Annotated in this window: 20 protein-coding genes and 1 pseudogene; 10 read left to right on the top strand and 11 right to left on the bottom strand. The window is 68.7% G+C overall.

Translation table 11 applies throughout. The features are described from left to right. Positions 1-158 precede the first annotated feature (158 nt). Positions 159-1,490, top strand: coding sequence for an MFS transporter (locus ACQCSY_RS17200; protein WP_427130665.1), 1,332 nt, complete (start codon positions 159-161; stop codon positions 1,488-1,490). Positions 1,491-1,641: 151 nt separating this feature from the next. On the opposite strand, the gene ACQCSY_RS17205 is transcribed toward ACQCSY_RS17200, so the two are convergent. The 6 genes from ACQCSY_RS17205 to ACQCSY_RS17230 form a co-directional block, all read right to left on the bottom strand. After that, positions 1,642-2,310, bottom strand: coding sequence for a phosphoribosyltransferase (locus tag ACQCSY_RS17205; RefSeq protein WP_427130667.1), 669 nt, complete (start codon positions 2,308-2,310; stop codon positions 1,642-1,644). 71 nt (positions 2,311-2,381) lie between these two features. Continuing rightward, on the bottom strand, positions 2,382-3,209 hold the full coding sequence (locus ACQCSY_RS17210; RefSeq protein ID WP_427130669.1) for an alpha/beta fold hydrolase: 828 nt from the start codon (positions 3,207-3,209) through the stop codon (positions 2,382-2,384). 4 nt (positions 3,210-3,213) lie between these two features. Next, positions 3,214-3,543 carry a biotin/lipoyl-containing protein gene (locus tag ACQCSY_RS17215; protein WP_043482513.1) on the bottom strand — a complete coding sequence of 110 codons (330 nt, stop codon included), beginning with the start codon at positions 3,541-3,543 and terminating at the stop codon, positions 3,214-3,216. Then, a complete protein-coding gene (locus ACQCSY_RS17220; RefSeq protein WP_427130671.1) occupies positions 3,536-4,576 on the bottom strand; it encodes an alpha-ketoacid dehydrogenase subunit beta in 1,041 nt (346 codons plus the stop codon). Before ACQCSY_RS17220 ends, ACQCSY_RS17215 begins: the two co-directional genes overlap by 8 nt. Continuing rightward, positions 4,569-5,621, bottom strand: coding sequence for a thiamine pyrophosphate-dependent enzyme (locus tag ACQCSY_RS17225; protein WP_427130673.1), 1,053 nt, complete (start codon positions 5,619-5,621; stop codon positions 4,569-4,571). The genes ACQCSY_RS17220 and ACQCSY_RS17225 overlap by 8 nt, the downstream gene beginning before the upstream one ends. Before the next feature lie 203 nt (positions 5,622-5,824). After that, positions 5,825-7,225 (bottom strand): amino acid permease, encoded by a 1,401-nt coding sequence (locus ACQCSY_RS17230; RefSeq protein ID WP_427130675.1) that lies wholly within the window; start codon positions 7,223-7,225, stop codon positions 5,825-5,827. Between the two features lie 186 nt (positions 7,226-7,411). Between ACQCSY_RS17230 and ACQCSY_RS17235 the strand changes: the two genes are divergently transcribed. Together ACQCSY_RS17235 and ACQCSY_RS17240 are read left to right on the top strand one after the other, a co-directional pair. Further along, positions 7,412-7,885 carry an Lrp/AsnC family transcriptional regulator gene (locus ACQCSY_RS17235; protein ID WP_427130677.1) on the top strand — a complete coding sequence of 158 codons (474 nt, stop codon included), beginning with the start codon at positions 7,412-7,414 and terminating at the stop codon, positions 7,883-7,885. A gap of 235 nt (positions 7,886-8,120) precedes the next feature. Continuing rightward, positions 8,121-8,627: pseudogene (locus ACQCSY_RS17240) on the top strand (transposase); the annotation flags it as partial. A gap of 17 nt (positions 8,628-8,644) precedes the next feature. Here ACQCSY_RS17240 and ACQCSY_RS17245 read toward each other — a convergent pair. Continuing rightward, on the bottom strand, positions 8,645-9,259 hold the full coding sequence (locus ACQCSY_RS17245; RefSeq protein ID WP_427130679.1) for a maleylpyruvate isomerase family mycothiol-dependent enzyme: 615 nt from the start codon (positions 9,257-9,259) through the stop codon (positions 8,645-8,647). Positions 9,260-9,648: 389 nt separating this feature from the next. Between ACQCSY_RS17245 and ACQCSY_RS17250 the strand changes: the two genes are divergently transcribed. The 5 genes from ACQCSY_RS17250 to ACQCSY_RS17270 are packed head-to-tail and all read left to right on the top strand — an operon-like array spanning position 9,649 to position 15,635. Further along, positions 9,649-10,365: an NUDIX hydrolase gene (locus tag ACQCSY_RS17250; protein WP_427135900.1), complete on the top strand. Its 717-nt coding sequence runs from the start codon at positions 9,649-9,651 to the stop codon at positions 10,363-10,365. Continuing rightward, positions 10,362-11,687, top strand: a complete 1,326-nt coding sequence (gene nadA, locus ACQCSY_RS17255) for a quinolinate synthase NadA (protein ID WP_427130681.1) — start codon at positions 10,362-10,364, stop codon at positions 11,685-11,687. Before ACQCSY_RS17250 ends, nadA begins: the two co-directional genes overlap by 4 nt. After that, a complete protein-coding gene (gene nadB, locus ACQCSY_RS17260; RefSeq protein WP_427130683.1) occupies positions 11,684-13,474 on the top strand; it encodes an L-aspartate oxidase in 1,791 nt (596 codons plus the stop codon). Before nadA ends, nadB begins: the two co-directional genes overlap by 4 nt. A gap of 47 nt (positions 13,475-13,521) precedes the next feature. Continuing rightward, complete coding sequence (nadC, locus tag ACQCSY_RS17265) at positions 13,522-14,454, top strand: carboxylating nicotinate-nucleotide diphosphorylase (protein ID WP_427135902.1); 933 nt, start codon at positions 13,522-13,524, stop codon at positions 14,452-14,454. A gap of 8 nt (positions 14,455-14,462) precedes the next feature. After that, positions 14,463-15,635, top strand: a complete 1,173-nt coding sequence (locus tag ACQCSY_RS17270; protein ID WP_427130685.1) for a cysteine desulfurase family protein — start codon at positions 14,463-14,465, stop codon at positions 15,633-15,635. 85 nt (positions 15,636-15,720) lie between these two features. Here ACQCSY_RS17270 and ACQCSY_RS17275 read toward each other — a convergent pair whose 3' ends face one another. Together ACQCSY_RS17275 and ACQCSY_RS17280 are read right to left on the bottom strand one after the other, a co-directional pair. After that, a complete protein-coding gene (locus ACQCSY_RS17275) occupies positions 15,721-16,260 on the bottom strand; it encodes a GtrA family protein (RefSeq protein WP_427130687.1) in 540 nt (179 codons plus the stop codon). A 113-nt stretch (positions 16,261-16,373) separates the two neighbouring features. Then, on the bottom strand, positions 16,374-17,048 hold the full coding sequence (locus ACQCSY_RS17280) for a DUF1684 domain-containing protein (RefSeq protein ID WP_427130689.1): 675 nt from the start codon (positions 17,046-17,048) through the stop codon (positions 16,374-16,376). A 107-nt stretch (positions 17,049-17,155) separates the two neighbouring features. Between ACQCSY_RS17280 and ACQCSY_RS17285 the strand changes: the two genes are divergently transcribed. Continuing rightward, positions 17,156-17,983: a hypothetical protein gene (locus tag ACQCSY_RS17285; RefSeq protein ID WP_427130691.1), complete on the top strand. Its 828-nt coding sequence runs from the start codon at positions 17,156-17,158 to the stop codon at positions 17,981-17,983. Between the two features lie 74 nt (positions 17,984-18,057). Continuing rightward, positions 18,058-18,864 (top strand): transglutaminase-like domain-containing protein, encoded by an 807-nt coding sequence (locus ACQCSY_RS17290; RefSeq protein ID WP_427130693.1) that lies wholly within the window; start codon positions 18,058-18,060, stop codon positions 18,862-18,864. A gap of 42 nt (positions 18,865-18,906) precedes the next feature. Here ACQCSY_RS17290 and ACQCSY_RS17295 read toward each other — a convergent pair whose 3' ends face one another. Further along, a complete protein-coding gene (locus tag ACQCSY_RS17295) occupies positions 18,907-19,368 on the bottom strand; it encodes a MarR family winged helix-turn-helix transcriptional regulator (protein WP_427130694.1) in 462 nt (153 codons plus the stop codon). Beyond that, on the bottom strand, positions 19,368-20,492 hold the full coding sequence (locus tag ACQCSY_RS17300) for an LLM class flavin-dependent oxidoreductase (RefSeq protein ID WP_427130696.1): 1,125 nt from the start codon (positions 20,490-20,492) through the stop codon (positions 19,368-19,370). Before ACQCSY_RS17300 ends, ACQCSY_RS17295 begins: the two co-directional genes overlap by 1 nt. Between the last annotated feature and the right edge of the window lie 16 nt (positions 20,493-20,508).

A 20,508-nucleotide genomic window follows, 5' to 3' on the forward strand; every position in this document is an offset into this window, starting at 1 on the left:
GGGAGCCGAAGGCTTTTTCAGGAATTGTGTGCGCCGTATCACATTCCGTAGTAGTATCCTACATACTAACTGACCGTTCGATCAGTATTTCATGAGGCGTCAGTAATTCACTTCGCACCCACCTCGGCAGTACCTCTGCCCCCAGCAACGGAGTTTCAATGACCGCAACTTCATCCGTCGATTCCGAAGCGGGGCCCAGCAGCAAACATGAGGAACGCAAGGTCCTCGCCGGGACGCTGGTCGGGACCACCATCGAGTGGTACGACTTCTTCATCTTCGCCCAGCTGACCGCAACGCTGCTGTCGCCGCTGTTCCTCACCCCGCTCCAGGCGTCCAACCCGGGCCTGGCGCAGATCCTGTCCTTCGCCCTCATCGGCATCAGCTTCCTGTTCCGCCCGCTCGGTGCGATCATCGCCGGCCACCTCGGTGACCGCCTAGGCCGCAAGGCCATGCTGGTCTTCACGCTCGTCATGATGGGCGCCGCGACGGCCCTGATCGGCATGCTGCCGACCTACAGCCAGATCGGCGTCTGGGCGCCGATCCTGCTGATCACCCTCCGCGTCATCCAGGGCTTCTCTGCCGGCGGCGAATGGGGCGGCGCTGCCCTCATGGCCGTGGAGCACGCTCCGATGAGCAAGCGCGGCCTGTTCGGCGCGTACCCGCAGATCGGTGTTCCGGTGGGCATGATCCTCGCCACCGGCCTGCTGTACTTCCTCAACACCGGCATGTCCAAGGAAGACTTCGCCGCCTGGGGCTGGCGGGTGCCGTTCCTGCTCTCCATCGTGCTGATCGTGGTCGGCTACCTGATCCGCCGTGCGGTAGCCGAGAGCCCGGTCTTCAAGGAAATGATCGAGCGCAAGGAAAACGCCAAGGCGCCCCTGGGCCAGCTCATCAAGTTCCACAAGAAGGCCGTGCTGTACTCGACGATGATCTTCATCGGCAACAACGCAGCCGGCTACCTGCTGATTGCGTTCTTCATCTCCTACGCCACCAAGTCGCTTAAGATGCCCGTCGCACAGATCCTGCTCGCCACCACACTGGCATCGTTCGGCTGGCTGATCTTCACACTGGTCGGCGGCTGGCTGTCCGACAAGATCGGCCGCGTCAAGACGTTCCTCATCGGCTACGCCATCGTCTTCGCGTGGATGATCCCGATGTTCGCCCTCATCGACACCAAGGACATCGTGCTCTACGGCGTCGCGCTGTTCGTCCTCACCATCGGCCTGGGCCTGTCCTACGGCCCGATGTCCGCCATGTATGCGGAGATGTTCCCGGCGAATGTCCGCTACTCGGGCATTTCCATCGGCTACGCCTTCGGTGCGATCCTGGGGGGCGCCTTCGCGGCGACCATCGCGGAATCGCTGCTGCAGAGCACCAAATGGACCGGCTCCATCGGCATCTACATCATGATCCTCTGCGTCATTTCCGCCGTCGGCGTCCTGCTGGCCAAGGAGACCAGGGGCCGTCCGCTCGGCGTCAGCAGCCACTGACCCGCTTTCACGGCTCCGTGCCGGGGCACTTTGAGGGATTATTCGGCGGCCACACCGGGATTCACCGGCGTGTCCGTGTCAAAGTGCCCCTACTTGGCGCGCCCGGGCCAGTCGTGCGCGGCCCGCGTCGCTATGTGCGCGGCCCGCGTTGCTATGTGCGCGGCTCAGGTGGCCGGGCACCGAGCAGCCGCACGACGTCGTCGTCCTGCAGTTGTTCAAACGTCTGGTAGTAGCTTCCGACGGCGCGGAACTGTCCGGGGGTATGGAGGCTGAAGACGGCATCGGCGGGTTGCTGCAGCGACGTCTGCGCCTCCAGCGAGGCGACCGGGACCGCGACGACGACGATCGCGGCGGCTGCTTCCCGCACCGCTTCGACGGCGGCCAGCATGCTCGCGCCGGTGGCCACGCCGTCGTCGGCCAGAATGACCGTCTTGCCGCGGAGATCGTGCACGGAATCCGGATAGCTCTCCGCGCGGCGCTCCAACTCTGCCCGCTCGCGGCGTTCCACCTCGTCCAGCGACGACTGGCGGATGCCTATCTCCAGCAGCCGGGCCACGAGGGACCGGTTGAGGATGCGCACCACCCGTCCGCTTGACCAGGCCAAGGCGCCGAAGGCGGTTTCCTCGTGGCCCGGGATTCCCAGCTTCCGGACCGGCAGCGCGCCGAACGGCAGCCCGAGCTCCTGGGCGAGGGCCGCCGCCACGGGAACGCCGCCGCGGGCCAGGCCCAGGACCAGGGTGTCCGGCCGGCCGCGGAACTGGGGGAGGACGGCGGCCAACTGCCTGCCGGCCTGCTCGCGGTCTGTGAAGCGCATGCCCATTGGTTCCTCTTCCGGTGTCCGGCCCAGCCTGCCGGCCCCGCCTGCCCGGGCCGGCCTACGTCCGCCGCGGCTCAGGCGCCCAGGAAGCTGATGGCCCCCTGCTTGAAAGCGCGGCTGGTGACGGCATTGGTGTGGTTCCGGCCGGGCAGGACGAGCTGCTCGACCATGGCGCCCGCCTTGGCGCCCAGGGCGGCGAGTTCCGGCATGGACGCGGCGCGGTCGTCGTTTTCCCCGGCCACCAGCAGCATGGGCATGTGCGGGACGGCCTCGGCGGGATCGAAGGGCTCGCCCTTGACGGCCTCCACGAGGGACAGCAGGGCGAAGATGTTGTTGCTGGGCAGTAGCTGGGCCATCTTCAGCAGCCCGGCGGTTGATTCGTCGGCGATGGGGGTGCCGTCGGCCAGGTACCGCTGGGCGGCCACGAGGTCGAAGTCCGCCAGCGGGTCGGCGATGTTCGGCCCGCCGAGCACCAGCCGGTGGACCAGCTCGTGCTGGGTGGCGCCGAATTCCCAGGCCAGCCGGGACCCGAGGGAATAGCCGATCACGTCGAGCCCGCTGGACGGGTCGCCGTCGCGCAGGGGGCGGGCTCCGGCGTCGAACGCGATCTGCAGCAGATCCGCGCGGATCCGGCTGGGCGAGTAGGAGTCCATGTCCTCGGGGGCACCGCTGCGGCCGTGGCCGGGCAGGTCCACGATGATGACGCGCCGGCCGGCGTCCAGGAGAGCGGTCAGCCAGCCGGTGTCCTCCCAGTTGAGCTTGGACGAGGAGGAGAAGCCGTGCAGCAGCAGCACCGGGCGCAGTCCGGCATCGGTCTGGGGCTCATGCACTCCGACGTACAGCTGGGGATCGGTGCCCTCCACGGTGTGGGAATGCAATTCGCCGGTGTGTCTGCCGCTCATGGTGTCAGTCCTCATCAAGTACGGCGCTCAGGCGGACCCGGCGCTTCGGTGCCTCTTCCTTCGGGACCGTGCCCACGATGCCGGCGGTGTTGTCCGGCACCTCAAACACAATCAGGGGCTCGCCGACGTTGATTTTGTCACCGGGCCCGCCGTGGATACGCACTACCTTACCTGCCTGCGGGCTGGGCAATTCAACGGCCGACTTGGTGGTTTCGACCTCCACGAGCGGCTGGTTGCGCTCCACCTGGTCGCCGGGGGACACCAGCCATTCCAGCACGGTCGCCTCGATCAGGCCTTCACCGAGGTCGGGCAGCGGGAAGGAAATTTCAGCCACGTCGGTACTCCAATACTCGCTGGATCCCGAAGAGGATCCGGTCAATGTTCGGGATGTATTCGTCCTCCAGGTCGCCCGAGGGGTACGGGACGTCAAAGCCGGTGACGCGTTCCACCGGCGCCTTGAGGGTGTCGAAGCAGCTCTGCGTGATCAGCTGCGCCACTTCGGCGCCCAGCCCGGACGTCAGCGGCGCCTCATGGACGACGACGGCGCGGCGCGTCTTGCGTACGGAGGCAGCGAGGGTTTCGGCGTCGATCGGCTTGAGCCAGCGCAGGTCCAGGACTTCGACGTCGATCCCGTCTTCGGCGGCGAGTTCGGCCACCTGCAGGCAGCGGGCCACCATGGCGCCCCACGCGACCAGCGTGATGTGCCGTCCTTCGCGCATGACCTTGGCGCCGGTGGGGGAGCCGGCAGCAGTATCGCCGTGGGCGAGGTCGACCTCGCCTTTCTGCCAGTAGCGCGACTTCGGCTCCATGAAGATCACCGGGTCCGGCCGCGTGGCGGCGTACTTGAGCAGGTGGTAGGCCTCGTGCGGGTTCGACGGTGAGACCACCTTGAGCCCCGGCACGTGCGCGAAGAGCGCCTCGAGGCTTTCCCCGTGGTGTTCGGGGGCACGGATGCCGCCGAAGCTGGGCACGCGCAGGGTGATGGGCATCGGCAGGGTGCCCCGGCTTCGGTAGTTCATCCGGGCGATCTGGCAGACGATCTGGTTGATCGCAGGGTAGGCGAAGCCGTCGAACTGGACCTCGGGGATGGGGTGGAACCCGGCCATGGCCAGGCCGACGGACATGCCCAGGATGCCGGATTCGGCCAGCGGGGTGTCGAAGACCCGCTGTTCGCCGTGCCTGGCCTGGAGCCCGTCGGTGATGCGGAAGACGCCGCCCAGCCGGCCGCAGTCCTCGCCGAAGATGAGGGTCTTGGGGTTCTCCGCGAGCACCTCGTCGAGGGCCCGGTTGAGGGCCTGCTGCATGGACATGGTTTCGGTCGCGGGGGCATCCACCGCGGTTTCGCCTTCGAGAATCGAGTTAGACATGTTCGGACTCCTCGCGCCAGTTGGCGGCCTGGGCCTGCAGGGCCGGGGTGGTTTCCTGGAAGACCAGGTCAAACATTTCGGTGCCGGGGCGCGGGCCGAGGGCCTGGATGCCGGCGCGGATCTCTTCCTCTTCGCCCTTGGCCGCGGCCAGGGCCCCGGCGAAGAACGCCTCGTCCGCGATCCCGTCGGCCAGCAGGCGCTTCCGGAAGCGTTCGATCGGGTCCTCGCCGGCACCGTCGCGCTCCTCGTCCAAGGAGCGGTAGCGGCCGGGGTCATCGGAGGTCGAGTGCGGGCCGCGGCGGTACGTCATGGCCTCGATCAGCACGGGGCCGTTGCCGGCCCGGGCGTGTGCGAAGGCGCGCCGAGTGGCCTCGACGACGGCGACGACGTCGTCGCCGTCGATCTGCAGCGCCGGGATGCCGTAGCCGGCGGCGCGGGCGGCGACGGAACCGCCGGCCACCTGGCGTTCGGTGGGGACCGAGATGGCCCAGCCGTTGTTCTGGACGAAGAACACCACGGGCGCCTTCATCACCGCGGCGAAGTTCATCGCCTCGTGGACGTCGCCCTGCGAGGAGGCGCCGTCGCCGAAGTAGGTGAGCGCGACGCCCAGCTTACCGTCGCCGGTTGCAGCGGCGAGCGTCTGGCCGTGGGCCCAGCCGACGGCGTGCAGCACGGACCCGGCCACGACGGCCTGGATCGGGGCGAGGCGTGATTCCAGCGGGTCATAGAGCCCGCCGTGCCACGTGGCCTTGTGGGTGGACATGTAGGCCACCATGTCCACGCCCATGGTGCGGGCCACGCCCATCTCTCGGTACGTGGGGAAGACGAAGTCCCGGGTGGTGTCCACGGCGTAGCCGCTGCCCACCTGGGCCGCCTCCTGGCCGAGTTCGGGGGCGTAGCCGGGGATCAGGCCCTGCCGCTGCCAGGCGACGGCGGAGGTGTCGAGGTGGCGGACGGCCACCATCAGCGAGTAGAGCTCGCGGAGCTGGGCGGCCGTCAACGGCGCGGCAGCGTCGCCGGAAACCGCGGGGGGAAGTGTGTCCATGCCTGTGACCCTAGTCACCCCGGCCCGGCTGGGCAATCAGCTCAGGAAACACTGGCCAGACTGCCCAACCCTGCACGCCTACTCGCCCCCGGGCTGTACATTTTGTACAGCAGTCCAGGGATCCCGTCGCACCCAACTGACTGGCATGTGATGTCGTTTTGAGGGCAGTCGTTTTGAGGGCTCAAAACGACACCTGCTGCTAGTTACTTGGGCAGGTCCGCCGGGTCCGCCTGCGCGGCGCGGGAGCGGGTGAGCCGGGCGCCGAGCCGGCAGGCCGCGGCAATCCCGGCGACCAGCGCCAGCGTGCTGAACAGCTGGCGGCTGCTGTCCGGGCCGCTGAAGCCCACGGCGAAGATCAGAGCCAGGAGCACCAGCCCGAAGACGGTCAGACCCGGGAAGCCCTTCATCCGCAGCGGAAGGGGGGTGCCGTCGCGGTCCGCCCGGCGGCGCAGGATCAGCTGGGACACCAGAGCCGAGCCCCAGACCACGAGGCAGGTCGAACCGACCAGCTGGAACAGTGCCGGCAGGATCCGCTCCGGGAAGAGCAGTTCGAGCACGGCGGCGAGGAAGCCGAAGGCCACCGAGACGCCAACGGCGACCACCGGAACCCGGGCCTTGTTCAGATTCGAGAGGATCCGCGGAGCCTCGCCGCGCTCGGACAGCGAGTACACCATCCGCGATGCGCCGTAGAGGTTCGCGTTCAGGGCGGAAAGGAGCGCGACGACGGCCACCAGGGTGATGGCGGTGCCTGCCCCCGGGATCCGGGCGACATCCAGAACGCCCGCGAACGGGGACTTCAGGGCCGCCGACGTCGAGGGAAGGACGGCGGCGATCACGAACACGGAGCCGATGTAGAACACCAGGATCCGCCAGACCACGGTGCGGATCGCCTGGCCCACGCTGTGCTCCGGGTTTTCCGTCTCGGCTGCGGCGACGCTGACAATCTCGGTGCCGCCGAAGGCGAAGATCACCACGAAGAGGGCGGTGGCAATGCCGCCGAGGCCCGCGGGCGCGAAGTCGGAGGTGAAGTTGTGCAGCCCCGGCGAGGGGACGTCCGGGAGCCAGCCCAGGAGCAACGCGACGCCGACGCCCAGGAACAGCAGGATCGCTGCAACCTTGAGGATGGCGAACCAGAACTCGAACTCGCCGAAGTTCTTCACGCCGGCCAGGTTGATGGCGGTGAACAGTGCCATGAAGATCAGCGACAGCGCCCAGACGGGGATCACGGGCCAGACCGTGAACAGCAGGCCGGCGGCTCCCAGGGCTTCGGCCGCGATGACCACCACGAGCTGCAGCCACCAGAGCCAGCCCACGGTGGCGCCAGCGGTCTTGCCCATGGCCTTCTGTGCGTAGACGGAGAAGGCGCCGCTGTTCGGGTTGGCGGCGGCCATCTCGCCCAGGGCCCACATGACCAGGATGATCAGGGTTCCTGCGACGAGGTATGAGATGAGCACGGCCGGGCCGGCTGCCTGGATGCCTGCCCCGGATCCCAGGAACAGGCCGGCGCCGATTGCGCTGCCCAGTCCCATCATGGTGAGTTGGCGGGGTTTCATGCTGTGGCCGAGTTTCAGGGCCGGGCGTTCCGCGGTGGACGTCATTGTCATGTTGGCGAACCTTCGTGTGGTTTTGGTCTTTGGGTCCTTGTGGGACCTCTTGAATTTACCGTCTTTGAACCGTCCGGACGGGCACACTCCGCGCCGCAGCCGTGAGAGCATGGTGGCAGTTTGCTAACTGAAACGGAGCATCGGCGGCGGTTTGTCCGGCAGATGCTCCGAAGGAAGGGAAATCCGATGGATGTTGATCCCCTGGACGCGAAGATTGTCCGATTCTTCACGGACTCGCCGCGGTCCTCTGTCCTGGAAGCCTCCCGCGTGCTGAAGGTCGCCCGCGCCACCGTGCAGTCCCGGCTGGACCGGATGCAGGACAGCGGCGTCATCGGCTCGTGGGTGCCGCAGCCGGATCCGGCGCACTTCGGCTTTCCGGTGGTGGCGTTCTGTTCCTTGACGATCAACCAGGACCTCGGGCACGACGCCGTCGTGGCGGCCCTCGCGCGGATCCCCGAACTGATCGAGATCCACACCGTCTCCGGCAGTTCGGACCTCATGGCGCGCATCGCGGCACGCTCCAATCCGGACCTCCAGCGGGTGCTCGACGCCATGATCGCCACCAGGACCGTGCTGCGGTCCTCCTCCGTGATCGTGCTGAACACCCACTTCCAGGGCCGCACCCTGCCGCTGCTGGAAGCCGCGGCCCACGGCCGGTGAGCTAGCCCGGTGAGCCAGCCGGGTGAGCTAGCCGTGTTAGCCAGGCCCGCGGGCTAGCGGTCCAGCGTCGCTGTCGCGCCGTGGTGGGAGAAAGTTCGCGGTTGCCTCGCCTCGGGCTCTGGCCGCGGATGTGGGTTTGGGCAGATCATGGAGGTGTCTGCCACGGTGGACGCCGGTTCGTCTATGGTGCTGTGGTTGAGCCTGTGGGCTAGCGTGGCGCGGAGGGCTTCCTCCAGCGATGGAACCCTTTCGTGCCGCCAGGGAATTCCTGGCCACCATCCCCGGAGTCTCACTCAAAGTCGCCGACGTGATCATCGCCGAAACCGGGGCGGACATGTCCGTCTTCGAATCCCCGGGCCGGCTCGCGTCCTGGACCGGCGTCTGTCCCGGTTCCAACGAATCGGCCGGCCGGATCAAATCCGCCCACATCCTGCCCGGCAACAAATACCTCAAGGCAGCCCTGGGCATCGCGGCCCTGTCCGCGTCCCGGTCCAAGAACACCTACCTGGCCGCCAAATACCGGCGCATCGCCGCCCGCCGCGGACCAATGAAAGCCATCGTCGCGGTGGAGCACTCCATCCTCAGCGCGGTCTGGCACATGCTTGCCGACGGCGAATGCTACGCCGACCCCGGCGGGGACCACTTCACCCGCCTGGACCCGGTCAAAGCAAAAAACAACGCCATCAAGAAGCTCAACAGCCTCGGCTTCAACGTCACCATCACCCCGGCCACCGCAGCCTGACCAACCCTACTTTCGTATTAGAGGACGCTGAGGTTCCCGGGCAGGCCGGATCGGCCGGTGAGCAGAAGCAGCAAATCCGGTGCCGAGGGCAGCCGCGCGCCGATGGCTGCCGCGAGTTCCAGGGACGCCGCAATCGCAGGGGAGAGGGCGGCGGGTGCCTGGAGGCCGAGGGCGCGCGCCAGGTCCAGGCCGTGCACGGCCAGCTCGAAGCTGCGGGTCGGCAGGTAGTCGATGAGCGTCATCGTCCCCGCAGAGGTGGCGACGGCCGCGTCGTCTGGGGTGTTTCTGACGAGTGTCGTGACCCGCTCGACGAGCTCCCTGATCGCTGCAGCCGGGTCATGTCCCAGGGCCTCGCCGGCTTCCCGGCCGCGCTGAGCGATCGCATCCGGCGCCGTGCCGCTGCGGACCGCGAGGAAATACGCCACAGGGCCATTCACCCGTTCCCCGGTGGCCGGTGTGGAGAGGTAGGTCTCGACAGTGCTCAGCGCCCGGCCGGCGTGGCCCGTGAGCCCACGGACGTCCCATTCGCCCAGCGCAGGCTCCGCCCAGGCGGTTTCCGGCACCTGCTGGACCAGCTCGAGAAATCCGCGTGCGGCTCCGACGTAGCAGGATTTGATTGCATCAGCGTCCATAACGCCGATAGTGGGTATCCGGTCTGCTCAGGTTGGCTGGGTGCACGCTCGGACTTGAGCTAATCGCGGACTATTTTGGAGTACCAGGAAGGGTTCGGCGACGAACAGGTCTGTTTGGGGCTCTCTTTTGAGTGTCGCTGACACAACCTGAGCTAACCGGATACGCACTACGCCGATTAATACAGCTACCGGCTTGAGCTTTCAACCATGCCTCGCTCGGCGGCAGCGGCGGGAGTGTGAGTTGAAACATTTTGGCGGAACATTTTGTCCGCGGCCCGCATGGTCGTAGAATCAGTTCTAGTCAATTTGACTATAACTAATCCGGCGGTCGGGCTGGAACGTCCGGGCAGGCCCCTTGGGACCCGCCCGCAACACGGAAGGCGGGGTGAATCACCGTTTACACCACAGCAGCCAACGTCTCGGAGCGTCAGCTCGCCCCGCCGTCGCTGGCCATCTCCACTGTGATCTTTGCTCTCCGCCCCAGCGAGCGTACCGGACGCCCCACCCTCTGGATCCCGCTGGTACGCCGGATCCGCGAACCGTTCAAGGATCTCTGGGCCCTGCCCGGCGGCCCGCTGACTCATTCCGATTCCCTCCAGGACGCCGCGTCCGGGAACCTGCGCGAAACCACCGGACTCGCCCCCAGCTACCTGGAACAGCTCTACGCCTTCGGCGGGCTGCACCGTTCGCCGACCCAGCGCGTCGTCTCGATCGTGTACTGGGCGCTCGTCCAGCCCACCGAGGCCGCGCTCGCGGACGAATCCGAAAACGTCAGGTGGTTCCGCGCCGACCGGCTCGGGGAGCTGGCCTTCGACCACAACGCGATCATCGAGTACGCCCTGTGGCGGCTGCGCAACAAGATGGCCTACGGGTCCATCGCGTACCACCTGCTCGGCGAGTACTTCACGCTGGCACAAGTCCGCGAGGTCTACGAGGCCGTCCTGGACCGCGAACTGGACCCGGCCAACTTCCGCCGCCAGGTCAAAGCCACGCCGGAAATCGAAGAAACCGGCGAATACCTGCAGGGCGGCAAACACCGCCCGCCCCGCCTCTACCGCTTTACCGGCCGCCCCGGCCTTGACCCAGATAACAGGAGCACACCATGAGCAGCGTCAACACGGCAATCCAGCTGATCACGCGCGAGCAGGCCACCGATCTTGCGGCCGACACAGCGGGCGGCACCGCGGCAGCCACCTCCACCTGCAGCCCGGCGCTGGCCCGCGGGCCGTGGGACTACGACCTCGCCGAGGCCCTCGCCGGGGTGCCCGCCTACGGCCCCGGTGCCTCCTCCGTCGACGTCGCCCCGGCGTCGACGCCCCGCCAGGGCCAGCTCCCGGAGGAGTACAAGCTGGCGAGCGACGCCGAGCTCGACGTGCGCATCCGCGCCGCCAAGGCGGCGCTGGGGGACCGCGCCGTCGTCCTGGGCCACTTCTACCAGCGCGACGAGGTCATCGAATACGCCGACTTCGTGGGTGATTCCTTCCAGCTGGCCAACGCGGCCCTGACCCGGCCGGACGCCGAGGCCATCATCTTCTGCGGCGTGCACTTCATGGCCGAGACCGCGGACATCCTCTCCCGGTCGGAGCAGGCCGTGATCCTGCCAAACCTCGCCGCCGGCTGCTCCATGGCGGACATGGCGGACATCGACTCGGTGACCGAATGCTGGGAACAGCTTGAGGAACTCTTCGGTACCGAGCCCGACGCCGACGGCCGGGTTCCGGTCATTCCCGTCACCTACATGAATTCCTCGGCCGCGCTCAAGGGCTTCTGCGGCGAGCACGGCGGGATCGTGTGCACCTCCTCCAACGCCGCGACCGTGCTCGAGTGGGCGTTCGAGCGCGGGCAGCGCGTGCTGTTCTTCCCGGACCAGCACCTGGGCCGCAACACCGCTAAGGCCATGGGCGTGCCGCTGGAGCAGATGCCCATGTGGAACCCGCGCAAGGACCTCGGCGGCAACGACGAGCAGACGCTCGAAGACTCCCGGGTGATCCTGTGGCACGGCTTCTGCTCGGTGCACAAGCGCTTCAACGTGGGCCAGATCGAGAAGGCCCGCGCCGAATTCCCGGGCGTCCAGGTGATCGTGCACCCGGAATGCCCCATGGAGGTGGTGGACGCGGCGGACTCCGCCGGTTCAACCGACTTCATCCGCAAGGCCATCGCCGCCGCGACCGGGCCGACCACCTTCGCGGTCGGCACCGAGATCAATCTGGTCAACCGGCTGGCCGCCGAGTACCCGCAGCACACCATCTTCTGCCTGGATCCGGTGATCTGCCCCTGCTCCACGATGTACCGCATCCACCCCGGCTACCTCGCCTGGGTGCTGGAGGGCCTAGTCAACGGCGAGGTCCTGAACCGCATCACGGTGGAGGACGACGTCGCCGCCCCGGCCAGGGTGGCGCTCGAGCGCATGCTGGCGGCACGGCCGTGACCAGGCCGGCGCGTCTGGTGATCGTGGGCAGCGGGATCGCCGGTCTGTATGCTGCGCTGCTTGCCTCCGATGCCGTTTCCGACGCCGTGGCCGGCGGCGGTGCGGGGGACGGCGCTCCTGCCGCCGAGGTGGTGCTCCTGACCAAGGGAACGCTCGAGCAGAGCAACACCTTCTACGCCCAGGGCGGCGTCTCGGCCGTGCTGTCACCGGAGGATGCCGCCCCGGGTGACTCCGTGGCGGCCCACATCGCCGACACCCTCGCCGCCGGCGCCGGGCTGAACGATCCCGAGGCCGTGCGGGTTCTGTGCACGGAAGCCGTCCGGGACATCGAGGGCCTGCGCCGCTTCGGTGTGCACTTCGATACCGGTCCGCACGGCGGCCCGGCCTTGGGCCTCGAGGCCGCACATTCCGCGGCCCGCATCCTGCATGCCGGCGGCGACGCGACCGGGGCCTGCATCGCCCGCGGGCTTGTCGCCGCTGTCCTGGAACGCGCGGTCCAGGGCCGGCTCCGGGTCGAAACAAGCGCCTTTGTCACAAAACTCCTGACCGGCCCTCCGACCGACCCTCCCTCAGGCAGCCGGGCCGGCAGCCTTCCGGCGGGGGACCCGACGACGGCGGGCCGGGTCACCGGCGTCGCGTACCTGTCCAACGGCCAGCCGAAGCGGCTGGCCGCGGACGCGGTGCTGCTTGCCACCGGCGGCGCCGGCCGGCTGTTTGCCCGGACCAGCAATCCCTCCGTGGCCACCGCCGACGGCCTCGCCCTGGCGTGGCGCGCCGGGGCTGCGGTGCGGGACCTCGAGTTCTTCCAGTTCCATCCGACGACGCTGGCCGCTGCCGAGGTTCCCGGCGGCCCGCCCGCGCTGCTGATCTCAGAAGCGGTGCGGGGCGAGGGGGCGGTCCTGCTGGACGCCGCCGGCTACCGCTTCATGCCGGACTACCACCCGGACGCGGAACTGGCCCCGCGCGACGTCGTGTCCCGCGGCATCGCACTGCACCTGGCCGCCACGGGGGCGCCCGTCGACAGCCCGGTCTACCTGGATGCCCGCGGCATCGAGGACGCCCGGGGCGCAGGCTTCCTGGCCCAGCGCTTCCCCACGATCACTGCGGCCACCCGGGCCGCCGGCCATGACTGGACCAGCGAAGCGATTCCCGTGTCCCCGGCCGCCCACTACTGGATGGGAGGGGTGTCCACCGATCTCCGGGGCCGCACCTCCGTTCCGGGCCTGTACGCCGCAGGCGAGGTGGCCCGCACGGGAGCCCAGGGCGCCAACCGGCTGGCGAGCAACTCGCTCCTGGAGGGCCTCGTATTCGGCCGCCGCGCGGTCGAGGACTTCCTGCGCGGACCGGGCCCGGAGACGGCCCCGGCGCTGCCCGCACCGGTCGACTTCCAAGCCGGCAGCCGCAGTGATCTGCCCGCGGCGCTAACGGCCGCGGGGGAGGCCGCGGTACCGTTCAGCCGCGGAGCCCTGGGACGCCTCATGACCGGCGCCGCCGGAGTGATGCGCACCGGAGCCGAACTCGACGCCGCCGAAGTGCAGCTGGCGCAGTGGGCCGCCGACACCGGAGCCGAGGGCCGCGGCGGCCTCGACCAGGGCGCCCACGAGGACCGGAACCTGCTGCTGGCAGCGCGGCTCCTCGTGGCCGCGGCGCGGAAGCGCACGGGTTCCGTCGGCGCCCACTACCGGGCCGACACCGCGCAGCCCGCCGTGACCGGCGCCCCGGCCCGCCCATCATCGATGTCCGGGGACCGGCAGGCCGCCGGCACCCGCTCCATGCAAAGGATCTAGCCATGACAGCAACCGCCGCGCCCGCCGCAGTCACCCCTTCATCAGGCATGTCTTCGCCGGGCACGTTTTCACCGGGCTCGTCGTCACCGCGCACGGCGCTCGCCGGAACCCTGCCCGAGACCGCCGTCACGGCCGTCCTCCGCATGGCGCTGCAGGAGGATGCCCCGTACGGCGACATCACCTCGCAGACCCTCATCCCCGCGGCGTCGCGGGCGACGGCGGTGCTGAACGCCCGCGTGCCCGGCGTCTTCAGCGGCGGTGAGGTGTTCGTCGCGGCGATGAAGCTGACGGACCCGGACGCCGTCGTCGAGCTGCTCGTGAACGACGGCGCGGCCTTCCCCGCCGGGACAGCCCTGGCCAGGGTCACCGGTAACGCCCGTGCCGTGCTGCTCGCCGAGCGCGTCGCGCTGAACCTGGTCCAGCGGATGAGCGCCATCGCCACCAGGACGGCGGAGTTCGTCGCGCTCGTGGAGGGAACCGGGGCGCGGATCACTGACACCCGCAAGACGACGCCGGGGCTGCGGGTGCTGGAACGCTACGCCGTCCGCTGCGGCGGCGGCGCCAACCACCGTTTCAGCCTGTCGGACGCCGTGCTGGCGAAGGACAACCACCTGGCGGTCCTCACCGGGGGCGACCCTGCCAGGCTCACCGCGGTGCTGCGGGGAGCCAAGGCGCAGCTGGGCCACACCACGCACTTCGAGGTGGAGGTGGACAGCATGGAGCAGATCGAACCGGTGCTGGCCGCCGGCGTGGACACCATCATGCTGGACAACTTTTCGCTGGCCGAACTGGCTGCCGGAGTGGCGCTGGTGGCCGGCCGTGCCCGCGTTGAGGCGAGCGGCAACGTCAACCTCGCCACGGTGGGGGACATTGCGGCCACGGGGGTCGACGTCATCTCGATCGGCGGCCTGACCCACAGCGTCGTCGCCCTGGACCTCGGGCTCGATATTGAGCTCGACATTGAAGCGAAAGCCGGCTGAGGCACGCCATGATCTTCCTGGACGCCGCGGCCACCACACCGGTCCGCCGCGAAGTGCTTGAGGCCATGTGGCCGTACCTCAGCGGTGAATTCGGCAACCCCTCAAGCCACCATTCCCTCGGTGACGCGGCGGCCGCCGCGCTCGCCGGGGCACGCGCGGCAACGGCCACGGCGCTGGGTTGCCGTCCGGGGGAGATCATCTTCACCTCCGGCGGCACGGAAGCGGACAACCTGGCCGTCAAGGGCATCGCCCTGGCCCGGCGCGCGGCGGACCCGCGGCTGGACCGGGTGGCGATCAGCGCCGTCGAACATCCCGCGGTGGAGGAATCCGCCCGCTACCTCGAACGCGTCCACGGCTTCGCCGTGGACGTGATTCCGGTGGACTCCTTCGGACAGGTCACGGTGGAGGCCCTGGCCGGGGTGCTGCGTCCCGAGACGGCCCTGGTCAGCGTGATGTACGCCAATAATGAGGTGGGCACGGTGCAGCCCGTCGCGAGGCTTGCCGCGCTGGCCCGCGCCCGCGGCATCCCGTTCCATACCGACGCGGTCCAGGCTGCCGGCTGGCTGCCGCTCGACACGGCCGCACTCGGCGTGGACGCGCTGAGCCTGTCCGGACACAAGCTGGGGGCGCCCAAGGGCAACGGGGCACTATTCGTGCGCGGCCGGACCCGGCTCGAACCCCTGGTCCACGGCGGCGGCCAGGAACGCGGGCGCCGCTCGGGCACCGAAAACGTGGCCGGTGCCGTGGCGCTCGCGACGGCGCTGACGCTGGCCCGGACTTCCAGGCCGGGCGCCCCGGAGGACCCGGGTTCGCGGGTCGCGGCCCTGCGCGATGACTTCATCCGTGCCGTCCTGGCCGGGGTTCCCGGGGCGATCCTCACCGGCCACCCCACCGAGCGGCTTCCCTCGGTGGCATCGTTCTGCTTCCCGGGCACCAGCGGCGAGTCCGTGCTGCTCGAGCTCGAACGCCAGGGTGTCATCTGCTCCAGCGGTTCGGCCTGCGCCGCGGGCTCGGATGCGCCGTCGTCCGTGCTGCTGGCCCTGGGCATCGACGCCGAGGTGGCCCAGACGGCCGTGCGGTTCAGCTTCGACCCGACCGTGACCGCGGACGAGCTGCGCCAGGCCGCGGCTGCCGTGGGCATCGCCGTCGCCGGTGTCCAGTCGCTCGGCCCCGCCCGTTAAGGCACCCCACAAAGCCGGTTGAGCTATCACTAGATGTCGTTCTGGGGCCCCAGAACGACATCTAGTGATAGCTCAAGTGGGGTATTCAGCGGTGCCGGGCGCGGCGGAAGATCCAGTGCCGCAACATCGTGAACCGCACGGCGGTAGCCGCGAAGCCGGAGAGTGTGGTGGTCCAGAGTTCGTCGGCCACCGTGGCATCGGGCCGGAGCCAGTGCAGGACGGCGAGGCTGCCGCCGGTGATCAGCAGCGCCACCAGGATCACGAGCAGGCCGTTGAGGTGGTCGCGCTTCATCCGCCGGCGCTCGGTGATCTTGAACGTCAGGCGCCGGTTCAGGGCGGTGTTCATCAGCGAGGTGATGATGAGGGCTGCCGCGTTGGCCGGCTGGGATCCGATCCAGGGCCGAAAAAGGGCATACAGGGCCAGAGAGGTGACGGTACAGACGATGCCGACGCCGGTGAATCGGATCAGCTGCCGGACCACCGGATAGCGGAGGATGCCGCGATGGCGCCGGGCGGCCCGCGTGCGTACGACGGCGGGCGTTCGCTCCTCGGTTTCGGCCCCGGATTCGGCTTCAAAAAGGGGCTGCCGCCCGAGCTCGGTGGCCGGGGCAGCAGGGGATTCCATGTTTCAAGAATGTCACACTGTGCCGGGAATCCCCGAAAAGGGCCCCTGGCGGACGCCGGCACCGCGGGGCTTGGCGGCCGCCCGCGGGTCTCCAGACAGGCCCGCGACGAGGGTCAGTACCGTTCGCCGACCGGGATCTCCACGGCAAGCCGGTTGGACGGGCCGGCGAGGGGACATGCCCAGGCCTCGTTGTAGGCGCAGGAAGGGTTGTACGCAAAATTGAAGTCCAGGATGAACTCGGCATCCGGGCCGGAACCTCGCACGCCGTGGAAGGCGCCCTTGATAGTGTCCAGCAGGTAGCGCCCCGCCCCGTAGCTGCCGCCGGGCTGCCCGGCGGTGGCGTCACGGAACGGCACAAAGATGCCGCCGCCGTAACCGTTCAGCTTCCAGACGGCCAGCTGGCCCATCTCCGGAAGATCGAAAGTCCCCAGCCGGACGAAGCGGACCAGGCCGTCGGTCGCCGTCTCGACGTTCATTTCGCGGCCGGCGCCCTCTTTCGTCAGGGGGACGTGGAAGCGGTAGATCGGATCGTAGTCCGCCGTCTTCAGCCCGCCGAAGCTGGACTTGGCGGCGGAGGTCAGTGCCGAGGCAGGGTGGGTGCCGAACATGCGGTCCCGCTCCTGGCGCCAGTAGGAATGCGCCTCGGCGGGGCTGTCCTCGGCGATCTTCCGCACGGTGGCGTACAGGGCAAAGGTCCGGAGCCGCCAGTCTGCGATGTCGAGGGCGGAAATGTCCGCCACGCTGTCCTGGTCCCCAAAATGCGTTCCGTCAAAGTGCTGTTCCACCATGTCCCCAGCGTATCCCCCTTTCTCCACGGCGAATCACCCGCGCCAACTTCTACGAAACGCTCGTCCGGGAGCTCTGAGCGGTGCCGCGGCCGGACTACGCTGGCAGCATGACTGGGACGGCACTACCCCGCGGCATCCGGATCGCCGCCGCGCTCGCGGTGGCCGCGGCCGCGCTCACGGGCTGCAGCAGCGACGGCAAAGGGACGCCGGCATGGACGGCGGGCAGCAGTGCGGCCTCAGCGACTGCCTCCACTTCAGGATCAGCGACGGCGTCGGCGGGTGCCTCAACGACGGCGTCGGGCGGGCCATCGACCGCCACGGCGTCCGGCAGCGGTTCCGCCGCTCACGGCTCCACGGCGTCGGTCTGGAAAGTCTTCACCGATCCGGGGAAGACGGTGAGTTTCGACGTGCCGCAGGACTGGATTGTCCAGTCCGTGACTCCGGACCAGGGCACGATGCCGGGGGCGCTCAAAATCGAGGTCAAGGATGCCAAGGGCGGCTACCTTGCCACCCTGCAGACCGGGCTCCCGCCGCAGCCGGTCCCGGCCTGCGCGGACGATGCCGCCGGGGCGTACGTCGTGGTCAGCAGCGTCCCGGTGGAGCTGCCGCACCGTGGCGGGGAGGGGAGCATCGACCCGCATGCGGTGTTCCGGGTCATCCAGGGCTACAAGTATTTCGGGTCCTACGGCGTCACCAACATCGTGGGCGGCGCCGGGGGCAAGACCTGCGCGCTGCAGAACGTGGTCCGCGGACCGGAGGGCAAGGGCGACTACTCCTTCGGGGACCTGACGGTGCTGAAAACGTTCGCACCGGACCAGAAGGTCGCCCCCGCGAAGTCATTCGACACCCTTGACCAGGCGGCGAAGTACGTCAATGAGGGGTCAGAATTCGCCAACGTCCAGCGGATGCTAATGTCTCTGAAGATCAAAAACTAGTCCCGCTCCGCCCCCACACCCCCTGGGCCGACGACGGCGACGTCCGCCGCCGTAACCTCACATCCCGGAGATACATGGAACGCATTGTGGCCGCCCGTATGGCCTTCAAGACCGTCGCCGAGACCAAGGTAGCCCTGGCGGTGGCCGTGGCCCGGAACGCCGGCTACGGCTCGATCGTGGAATCGCTCTCCGTCACCGCGGGCGGCGGGGAAGTGCCGCTCACGGAGCTGTCGGACCATCACGGCGGGCGCTTCCACTACATGGAATTCGCGGAGCCCACCGACGTGCTGGTGGAATACTCGGCCACCGTAACCGGCTTCGCCCTGCCCGAAGAACCCGGGCTGATGGAACTCATCCGCTACGTCCGGCCCAGCCGCTACGCCGAGTCAGACCGGCTGCTGCCCACGGCCTACGCCGAATTCGGCGGACTCCAGGGCGTTGAGTTGCTCCATGCCGTGCGCAACTGGGTGTTCAGCGAACTGCGCTACGTCAGCGGATCCTCGCGGGGGACCGACGGCGCCGTCGAGACTTTGCTGCACCGCCGCGGCGTCTGCCGGGACTTCGCCCACCTCGCCATTTCCCTGCTGCGGTCCAAGAACGTCCCGGCCCGGCTGGCCGCCGTGTACGCCCCGGGCCTGAGCCCGATGGACTTCCACGCGGTGGCCGAGGCCCACATCAACGGCGCCTGGCACATGATCGACCCCACGGGCCTGGCGCCGCGTGAAAGCATGCTGCGGATCACCGCCGGGCGCGACTCCTCGGATACCGCGTTCCTGTCCACGGTGGGCGGCAGCCTGTCCCTGAAGGAACTCAAGGTCACGGCGATCGTTAACGGCGAGCTCCCGGAAGAGGATCCGGCGAAGCTCGTCGTCATCCACTAGCCTGCTGCTGCCCGGAGGCGGGCAGCCCCGGCCGGGCACTGCTCAGCGCGACGCCACCGACGCCCGCAGCTTTTCCGTCAGCCGCAGCAGCTCCTGCTGTTCGGCGGCCGTGAGGGCCGGGTTCACGAGGGTGGCGATGTCGCGGACATGCTCCCGCCCGATCTGCTTCTGCAGCTCGCGCCCGGCCCCGGTGAGCCGGATCAGGATCCCGCGGCCGTCGTCGGGGGCCGGCGTCCGCTCCACGAGCCCGCGCCTTTCGAGGCGTTCCACGAGCCGGCTCAGGCTGGACTGGCTCAGGAGCACATTGTCATTGAGCTCGTTCAGGCGCAGCCACCCGGACGGACAACGGGAGAGCGTGAAGAGGACGTCGTACTCGTTGAGCGCAAGGGCCTTGAAAGCCGGGGCCGCCTGCAGTTTGCGCATCACCGCCACCTGGGCGCGGAACAGGGATTCCCAGGTCTCCGCCGCCAGGCGAACGGGCGACTCTGCTGCCGTGGTGGACATCAGGCGTCCTGGCTGCTGGCTTCGCTGAGTTCCGAAGCGCCCGTGCCCGCGGCCAGCGAGGCCGCCACACGGCCGGCGTGCGTCGGCGGCTCGGGAACATGGGCCGGCTTGAGGGCGGCGTATTCCTTGCGCAGCACCGGCAGGACCTCTTCGCCGAACAGGTCCAGCTGCTCCAGCACGGTCTTCAGCGGCAGGCCGGCGTGGTCGATCAGGAACAGCTGGCGCTGGTAGTCGCCGAAGTACTCACGGAAGGTGAGGGTCTTTTCGATGACTTCCTGCGGGCTGCCGACGGTCAGCGGGGTCTGCGAGGTGAAGTCCTCCAGCGAGGGGCCGTGGCCGTACACCGGGGCGTTGTCGAAGTACGGGCGGAACTCCTTGACGGCGTCCTGGGAGTTCTTCCGCATGAAGAACTGCCCGCCGAGGCCCACGATCGCCTGGTCTGCCTTGCCGTGGCCGTAGTGCTCGTAGCGTTCACGGTAGAGGCCGATCAGCTGCTGGTAGTGCTCTTTGGGCCAGAAGATGTTGTTCGCGAAGAAGCCGTCGCCGTAGTAGGCGGCCACCTCGGCGATCTGCGGCGTGCGGATGGAGCCGTGCCACACGAAGGGGGCGACGCCGTCGAGCGGGCGGGGCGTGGAGGTGAAGTTCTGCAGCGGGGTCCGGTGCTTGCCGGACCAGTTGACGGTGTCCTCGTCCCAGAGTCGGCGCAGCAGGCTGTAGTTCTCGATCGCGAGCTCGATTCCGTCCTGGATGTTCTTGCCGAACCAGGGGTAGACCGGCGCCGTGTTGCCGCGGCCCAGCACCAGGTCCACGCGGCCGTCGGCCAGGTGCTGGAGCATGGCGAAGTCCTCCGCGATTTTCACCGGGTCATTGGTGGTGATCAGCGTAGTGGCCGTGGACAGGATGATGCGCTCTGTCTGGGCGGCGATGTAGGCCAGGGTGGTGGTGGGGGAGGAGGAGAAGAACGGCCGGTTGTGGTGCTCGCCGATCGCGTAGACATCCATGCCGATTTCTTCGACTTTCTTGGCGATTGCCACCGAGGCCTTGATGCGCTCGTGCTCCGTGGGGGTGCGGCCCGTGGTGGGGTCGGTGGTGATGTCGCTGACGCTGAAGACGCCGATCTGCATGATGTGCCTTTCCTTG

Source organism: Pseudarthrobacter sp. S9 (genome assembly GCF_050156545.1).
Classification (GTDB): domain Bacteria; phylum Actinomycetota; class Actinomycetes; order Actinomycetales; family Micrococcaceae; genus Arthrobacter.

What these genes read in the sequence shown, in the direction of transcription:
- ACQCSY_RS17210 (WP_427130669.1), bottom strand. Translation starts at nt 3,209, where the DNA reads ATGAGCGGCAGACACACCGGCGAATTGCATTCCCACACCGTGGAGGGC.
- ACQCSY_RS17285 (WP_427130691.1), top strand. Translation starts at nt 17,156, where the DNA reads ATGACTGGGACGGCACTACCCCGCGGCATCCGGATCGCCGCCGCGCTC.
- nadA (WP_427130681.1), top strand. Translation starts at nt 10,362, where the DNA reads ATGAGCAGCGTCAACACGGCAATCCAGCTGATCACGCGCGAGCAGGCC.
- ACQCSY_RS17220 (WP_427130671.1), bottom strand. Translation starts at nt 4,576, where the DNA reads ATGTCTAACTCGATTCTCGAAGGCGAAACCGCGGTGGATGCCCCCGCG.
- ACQCSY_RS17300 (WP_427130696.1), bottom strand. Translation starts at nt 20,492, where the DNA reads ATGCAGATCGGCGTCTTCAGCGTCAGCGACATCACCACCGACCCCACC.
- ACQCSY_RS17225 (WP_427130673.1), bottom strand. Translation starts at nt 5,621, where the DNA reads ATGGACACACTTCCCCCCGCGGTTTCCGGCGACGCTGCCGCGCCGTTG.
- ACQCSY_RS17235 (WP_427130677.1), top strand. Translation starts at nt 7,412, where the DNA reads ATGGATGTTGATCCCCTGGACGCGAAGATTGTCCGATTCTTCACGGAC.
- ACQCSY_RS17270 (WP_427130685.1), top strand. Translation starts at nt 14,463, where the DNA reads ATGATCTTCCTGGACGCCGCGGCCACCACACCGGTCCGCCGCGAAGTG.
- ACQCSY_RS17295 (WP_427130694.1), bottom strand. Translation starts at nt 19,368, where the DNA reads ATGTCCACCACGGCAGCAGAGTCGCCCGTTCGCCTGGCGGCGGAGACC.
- ACQCSY_RS17280 (WP_427130689.1), bottom strand. Translation starts at nt 17,048, where the DNA reads ATGGTGGAACAGCACTTTGACGGAACGCATTTTGGGGACCAGGACAGC.
- ACQCSY_RS17290 (WP_427130693.1), top strand. Translation starts at nt 18,058, where the DNA reads ATGGAACGCATTGTGGCCGCCCGTATGGCCTTCAAGACCGTCGCCGAG.
- ACQCSY_RS17275 (WP_427130687.1), bottom strand. Translation starts at nt 16,260, where the DNA reads ATGGAATCCCCTGCTGCCCCGGCCACCGAGCTCGGGCGGCAGCCCCTT.
- ACQCSY_RS17205 (WP_427130667.1), bottom strand. Translation starts at nt 2,310, where the DNA reads ATGGGCATGCGCTTCACAGACCGCGAGCAGGCCGGCAGGCAGTTGGCC.
- ACQCSY_RS17200 (WP_427130665.1), top strand. Translation starts at nt 159, where the DNA reads ATGACCGCAACTTCATCCGTCGATTCCGAAGCGGGGCCCAGCAGCAAA.
- nadC (WP_427135902.1), top strand. Translation starts at nt 13,522, where the DNA reads ATGTCTTCGCCGGGCACGTTTTCACCGGGCTCGTCGTCACCGCGCACG.
- ACQCSY_RS17245 (WP_427130679.1), bottom strand. Translation starts at nt 9,259, where the DNA reads ATGGACGCTGATGCAATCAAATCCTGCTACGTCGGAGCCGCACGCGGA.
- ACQCSY_RS17230 (WP_427130675.1), bottom strand. Translation starts at nt 7,225, where the DNA reads ATGACAATGACGTCCACCGCGGAACGCCCGGCCCTGAAACTCGGCCAC.